Source organism: Streptomyces sp. AV19 (assembly GCF_015999245.1).
In the GTDB taxonomy this organism is placed as follows: domain Bacteria; phylum Actinomycetota; class Actinomycetes; order Streptomycetales; family Streptomycetaceae; genus Streptomyces.
This window is the reverse complement of sequence record NZ_JAEAMR010000022.1, coordinates 777,815-783,814: the sequence shown is the minus strand read 5'-3', so window position 1 is coordinate 783,814 and position 6,000 is coordinate 777,815. Positions and strand designations below refer to the sequence as shown.

Sequence of the window (6,000 nt, the reverse complement as noted above, 5' to 3'; positions counted from 1 at the left end):
GGGGGGGGGGGGGGGGGGGGGGGGGGGGGGGGGGGGGGGGGGGCCCCCCGGGGGGGGGGGGGGGGGGGCCCCGGGGGGGGGGGCCCCCCCCGGGGGGGGGGGCCCCCCCGCTGGTGGAGGCGGCGCGGTTCGCGGTACGGGTCGGTGCCGCGTCCGTGACCCGGCCGGGGGCGCAGTCGTCGTACCCGACGGTGGCCGAGCTGCCCGCGTGATCTGTCAGCCGAAGCGCACGCTCTCCCCCCTGAACCTTCCCCAGATCACTGCCGTGCGCTTCGGGACGACCTCGCTGCCGCCGCCGCACCCGTAGGTGTCGTACACCCGGGCATCGGTGCCGGTCTGGTTGTCGGCGCCGTGGGCGGGCATGTCGAAGTCGTGGCACACGCTGTCGGCCGGGTTGTCGAACCTCCCGTGGCTGCCGTCGATCCGGTCGTAGATGAACCTGCCGGTGGCGGCCCGGGCGTCGAGGGCGGGCCCGGCGGCCGGCAGGAGTGCGGCAACGGCGGTCAGTGCGGCGCGGGTTGCGGACGTGAGCGTCATCATGGTGTGCCACTCCTTCGGGGCCCGTGCGGGGCCGGGCCCCCGGGGCTGCAACGGTCCCCCTCCGGGGTGCTCCCGTTCAGCCCGTCACCTCCTCTTCACCCGTTCGGGGGACGGCACGCCTTCCCGCTCATTCCCCGGCGGCCAGCCAGCGCAGTCGTCCGTCCCAGGGGGCCACGCGGCAGGTGAGTTTCACTCCGCCCGAGGAGACGGCCGTGGCGCCCTTCTTCCGGCACTTGCGGTGCGGTTCGTTGCAACTGCCCTTCTTCTTGCCGGGTATCTTCGCGCAGTTCTTGGCGGCCGGCGCCTGGCGTCCTTCGGCCGGGAGGGTGCCGTAGGGGGCCGCCGGCGTCTTGCCGGGCGTCTCCGTCGTCACGACGGACGGGGACGCCGGGGGCACTTCGGCCGCGAACGAGCCGGCGCCGAGGGTCGTGGACACGCCCAGCAGGGCGGTGGCGAGGGCGAGGGGGGCGGCGAGTCGCGCCGCGCGTGCGGTGATTCTTCCGGGCTTCACGGGAATTAAGTGTAGGCGGCAGCCGGATGATGATGTTGCGCCGGGAGGGGTGTGGCCCCAGGGGTGGCTCCGCCCTTCTCACAGGTAGACGCGCAGCGCGTCGAAGAGTTCCCTGAAGCCCCGCGCGTCGAGCCCGGCCGCCAGGGTCCGGGCCTGGTCGCGCGGGGTCGCGCCCAGTCTGCGGACCAGGAGGGCCGCGGCGGGGACGACGGAGCGGGGGATGCCCGGGCGGTGCAGGTACGGATACGGGTACGGGCGTCGCGGGAGTCCGGGGAGCGGGTGCCGGGTGTTGTCCGTGGGCAACGGGGGCCTGGTGGGCGGGGGTATGGGTGCCGGGGACGGTGGAACGGGGGCGGGCGTGCGCTCCCTCCTCTGCCGTTCCCTCGTGCTCCTCCAGTGGTCCAGCAGGTCCTCGGTGCTCAGCTCGGGGTGCTGCTTGTGGTGGCGGGCCAGGCGGCGGCCCTCGCGTTCGGGGAGTTCGCCGGAGCTGAGCATGTCCTGGATCTCCTGCGGGAGGCGCAGGAGGGCGAGTTGGTTGGTGACCCAGGAGCGATTGTGCCCCAGGCGGGCAGCGGCCCGGCTCTGGGCGCCCAACGCTCCTTGTTCCGCGCAGATGTTGACGAGCTGGCGGACCCCGCGTGCGCGTTCCATGACGTCGAAGTCCTCGCGTTCGAGGTTCTCCGCCAGTACGTAGTTGACGAGGTCCTCGCGGGAGGTCGCCAGCCGGTCGCGTATCGCGAGGTCCAGCGTGGGGAGGCCCACGTGCAGGGCGCTGCGGTAGCGGCGTTCGCCGTTGATGAGGACGTATTCCGCGGCTCCGACGGCGTCGGTGTGCTCGGGCCACAGGGCCGTGTAGGCGTGTCGTGACATCGCGACGCAGGGTGCGAGCTGGGCCCTGCGCATGCTCTCGCCGAGGGCCGTCCGTTCCTCGGCCGTGCCGAAGGTGCGGCGCGGGTTGAGGGGGGTGGGTGCGATGGCGGTCAGCCGGACCTTGCGCAGTTCATATGCGCCGCCGTCCGGCGGCCGGTGCTCCGGATGATCGACGGCTCTCATACGCACCTCTCGGAAAAACATGGCACACGGCTTCCAACAGCCATTTTTGATCATTCGCTTGCAATGTACAGCGATATGCGCGGTGATGAGCATGTGGAGTTTTCTATGGAGGGTTAGCCGTCTTCTATCGCCAATGCGCGGGTTTTTTCCGAGCAATGACGGAGCGTCAGATCAGGGATCCGGGCGTGCGGCTCATCCACCGCAGCCAGCCCGCGCAGTCGGCGATCCCCCGCCACCCCTCCCCCGCCGCGAGGCGCTCCCGCACGGTGCGGGCCGCGACGTGGAGGACGGCGCCGGTGAGGGCCGGGGTGCTGTGTTCCTCCACGCACAGGACCCGCATCGTGCGTTCGCGTTCGGACGCGCTGGCGCGCAGCACGGCGTAGAGGCCGCGGCGCAGGTCGGCGGTGGGCCGGGCGGGGTCGCAGAAGAGGCGGTGGAGCGCGGCGGCGAGGTGTTCGTGGGCGCGGACGGCGGCCGCTCGGCGGGCCGAGTGGGCGGCGACGTCCCGGGCACGGGCGAGGCATTCGGCGTCGCGCAGGGCGATGGTGAGGCCGGACGCGGTGAGCGGGTGGCAGGTGCCGGCCGCGTCGCCGACCAGGGCGTGCCGGCCCCGGCCGTGGAAGTCTCGGGGACGCAGGCGGTTGACGGCCCATTGCGGGGTGGCGCGGTCCAGCGCCGCCCGCAGGGCGCGGCCGAGCGGCGCGGGCAGGGCGGGCGGGTAGGCGTGGCGCACGTAGGCCAGGAGCCGTTCGCCGTGCAGCGGCAGCAGGGGGACGTCCAGGATCAGCCGTACCGTGTCGGCGTCCAGGCGGTAGGCGACGACGGGCCCGGGGGCGCCGGCGAAGAGGTGGCCGTAGCCCTCCCGGGGCAGGGCGACGCCGCGCAGCAGCAGTCCGGCGGTGCGGGAGATCGTGGTCGCGGGTGCCGGTGCGGGGCTCAACAGGCGCCGGACGAGGGAGGACTGGCCGTCGGCGCCGACGATGCGGTGCGCGCGGACGTGCCGTTCGGGTCCGGCGTCCCGGGCCCAGGTGACGGTGGTGTCGCGGACGGCGGTGACGCGTGCGCCGAGGGCGAGGGAGATGCCGGGGTGGGCGCCGGCCGCGGTGCGCAGGGCGGTGACGAGGTCGCGGTGGTGCAGGGAGGCGGCCCGGCCGTCCCGGGGGCAGGGCAGGGTGATCGGCGGGCCGTCGTCCTCGGGGTGGAGGACGAAGCCGTGGGCGGTGACGGGCCGGGCCGGGGCCAGGTCGACGCCCAGCCGGCGCAGGACGTCGAGGCCCTGGGGGTGGAGCCATTCGCCGGCCAGGCGGGCGGGGGCCCGGTGCGCCGCCTCCAGGAGGAGGACGCGCCGGCCGAGCCGGGCGTGGGCGAGGGCGGTGGCGCAGCCGGCCGGCCCGGCGCCGACGACGGCCACGTCGAAGGATGTCGTGTTCATCGCTCCTTGCCGGGGGCGGGCGCGCCCGTGGTCCAGGCCCGTGCGGGCGACCCCGTCGCGGGGGTGGTGGTCGCGGTCGCGTGCAGGTAGCGGCCCAGGGCCAGGGTCGGGAAGTAGGCGGCGTAGAGGGGGTAGTGGAGCAGCAGGGTGGCGAAGGAGACGCCGTTGACGTGGTCGTTCTCCCAGGAGCCGTCCGGCCGTTGGTGGTCGCACAGCCAGCGGATGCCGCGTTCGACGACGGGGTGGCGGGGGCCGAGGGTGTCGAGCGCGGCCAGGACGCCCCAGCTCGTCATCTCGGGCAGGCCGTGGTCGAGGGGGATGTGGCGGCGGGCGGCGCAGCCCCGCCAGTCCTCGCCCCAGCCGCCGTCGGCCAGTTGGGTCGTGGCCAGCCAGCGGCCTAGGCCGGCCGGGGCCGGGTCGTCGGGGCGGACGCCCGCGGCGCGCAGTCCGCGGGCGGCGAGGAAGGCGGCGTAGGTGTGGTGGATGCCCCAGGTGCCGGGGAAGGAGCCGTCGGGCTGCTGGGCGGAGCGCAGGTACGCGACGGCGCGGCCGGTCGCCGCCTCGGCGCGGCGGCGGTCGTCCGGGTCCAGGTGGCGGCGCAGCCGGGCCAGGGCGGTGAGGACGGAGCCGGTGCAGTCCACGGAGGACGTGTCCGTCATGCAGCCGGGGAACATCTCGGTGGGGTTGAGCGCCTCCAGCCACCGTCCCGCGCGCTGCCGGTCGAGGGTGCCGAAGCCGCCGTCGCGGTTCTGCCGGTCCAGCATGACCTCCAGTGCGGCGCGCAGGGAGGGCGGCGGCAGCGGCGGGGGTGCCTGACTCTCCTGGTCCAGGAGGGCGTTGAGGGCCTCGGCGGTGCAGTCGCCGACGGGCCAGCGGCTGCGGCCGTCGGAGAACGCCCATCCGCCGGGCACGGTGCGCAGCGGCGGGACCAGTCCGGTGTACTCGGTGATCTGGGCGGCGGCGAGGTGGGCCCGGGCGCGGCGGACCGGATCGGGCACGTGGTCCGGGTCCGCGGCGAGGAGGGCCTGCGCGGCGAAGGAGGTGTCCCAGACCTTGGAGCGGTCGCCGCAGAGGCGCACCCCGCGCCGGGCGTCGGACCAGCGCCAGTAGGCGAGGCGGGCGACGGCCCCTTCGAGCAGGGGGTGGTCGCGGTCGTGGGCGTACAGGGCCAGGCACTCCAGGAGGGCGTTGGCACAGGACAGGCCGTGGTGGGGCGAGGCGTGCTGCTCGTCGGCGACGGCGCGGTGGCAGCGTTCCAGGGCGGCGCGGCGCAGCCGTGGGCTGTGCACGCGTTCCCAGCCGCGCAGGCAGCACTGCAGGACGCGCAGCGGGCGGCCGCGCGGCAGGTGCGCGTCGGTGCCGGGCAGAGGCGCGCCGGGGCCGCCGCCGTGGGGGAACAGTTCCTGGCGCAGTTGGCCGGCGAGCGGGCCGAGGTCCATGTGGAAGCGGGTGCCGTAGATGTAGGCCATGGGCTGGTAGAGCATGCGGGTCCAGCCCAGCAGCCGCGAGGGGTGCAGGGGGAACCGGGCGGGCAGCAGCATGGCCTCGGGCGGGACGGGGGCGAGGTCCTCGTAGGGGATCAGGCCGAGGACGGCCAGCCAGAACTTGCCCCATTCGGGGACGGCCGGGGCTCCGGGCAGGGCGCGGAGCCAGGCGGCGGCCTCGGCGGCCAGGGGGTCGGTGGGGGCGGTGCCGAGCAGGCGCAGCGCGAGGTAGGCCAGGGTGGTGACGTAGGGCGAGGGCGGGCCCTGGCGGTGCATGGCCCAGCCGCCGCCGGGGCGGCGGGTGCGGCGGAGGTGCTGGACGACGCCCCGGCGCGTCGGCTCGTCGAGGGGGCGCTCCAGGATCCGCAGGACGATGACGTACTGGGCGAGGAGGGCGGCGTTCCACTCCATCTCGCCCTCCCAGGAGCCGTCCTGGCGCTGGAGGCCGAGCAGGTGTGCGCGGGCGGCCGCGTGGGCGCCGGCGGCGCTGCGCGCCGGGACGGGGGTGCGGGAGTCACCCGTGGTGCCGGTGGTGGGCATGGACGCGCCGCTCCTCGGAATACGCCTGTGGGGTCGTCGTGAAGTCCCCTACATGCTGGCGCCGGCCGGGGGTGCGAAAACGCAACTCATCCGAAAGAGCGACGGGATGGCCGCGCCGGGGCGGCACACCGCGCTCTCGCTATGGCCAAGGGGACCGAATTCATGGCGACTTGGCGGGAAAGATGGGCAACTGACGGTGCTGCACGGGCCATTCCGGACGATCCTGGAGACATGACGCGTTCGTCCCGCCCGGCCGCGCCATGGATCATCCCGCGGCCGTCAATCGTCGGACATACACCGGTCGCTCACCAACCCTTCGCCGATCGTTCACACGACGGCCGGGGCCGCTCGTCATTCCGACGACCCACCATTACTGAACAGTAGTGCGATTCCGCTGTCCGGCACCCCACCAGGACTGTCCGGCACCCCACCAGGAGAAC

At 74.8% G+C, this 6,000-nt stretch carries 5 protein-coding genes and 1 pseudogene; 1 reads left to right on the top strand and 5 read right to left on the bottom strand.

What is annotated here, in order from left to right:
• Positions 1-110: 110 nt before the first annotated feature.
• Positions 111-212, top strand: a pseudogene (locus tag I5Q34_RS35255) (ribokinase); the annotation flags it as partial.
• Between the two features lie 4 nt (positions 213-216).
• On the opposite strand, the gene I5Q34_RS31565 reads toward I5Q34_RS35255, so the two are convergent.
• From I5Q34_RS31565 to I5Q34_RS31545, 5 genes are all read right to left on the bottom strand, one after another.
• Entirely contained in the window at positions 217-540 is a 324-nt protein-coding gene (locus tag I5Q34_RS31565) for a hypothetical protein (protein ID WP_199895869.1), read from the bottom strand.
• Between the two features lie 127 nt (positions 541-667).
• A complete protein-coding gene (locus I5Q34_RS31560) occupies positions 668-1,051 on the bottom strand; it encodes a hypothetical protein (RefSeq protein ID WP_199895868.1) in 384 nt (127 codons plus the stop codon).
• Between the two features lie 78 nt (positions 1,052-1,129).
• Positions 1,130-2,104, bottom strand: coding sequence for a ParB/RepB/Spo0J family partition protein (locus I5Q34_RS35250; protein WP_234429714.1), 975 nt, complete (start codon positions 2,102-2,104; stop codon positions 1,130-1,132).
• Between the two features lie 166 nt (positions 2,105-2,270).
• Positions 2,271-3,536: an FAD-dependent oxidoreductase gene (locus tag I5Q34_RS31550; RefSeq protein WP_199895867.1), complete on the bottom strand. Its 1,266-nt coding sequence runs from the start codon at positions 3,534-3,536 to the stop codon at positions 2,271-2,273.
• The gene (locus I5Q34_RS31545) at positions 3,533-5,560 is read right to left on the bottom strand and encodes a prenyltransferase/squalene oxidase repeat-containing protein (protein ID WP_199895866.1); all 2,028 of its coding nucleotides are present in this window, start codon (positions 5,558-5,560) and stop codon (positions 3,533-3,535) included. The genes I5Q34_RS31550 and I5Q34_RS31545 overlap by 4 nt, the downstream gene beginning before the upstream one ends.
• Between the last annotated feature and the right edge of the window lie 440 nt (positions 5,561-6,000).

Coding starts and splice junctions, on each gene's coding strand:
- I5Q34_RS31565 (WP_199895869.1), bottom strand. CDS start 540: ATGATGACGCTCACGTCCGCAACCCGCGCCGCACTGACCGCCGTTGCC.
- I5Q34_RS35250 (WP_234429714.1), bottom strand. CDS start 2,104: ATGAGAGCCGTCGATCATCCGGAGCACCGGCCGCCGGACGGCGGCGCA.
- I5Q34_RS31550 (WP_199895867.1), bottom strand. CDS start 3,536: ATGAACACGACATCCTTCGACGTGGCCGTCGTCGGCGCCGGGCCGGCC.
- I5Q34_RS31545 (WP_199895866.1), bottom strand. CDS start 5,560: ATGCCCACCACCGGCACCACGGGTGACTCCCGCACCCCCGTCCCGGCG.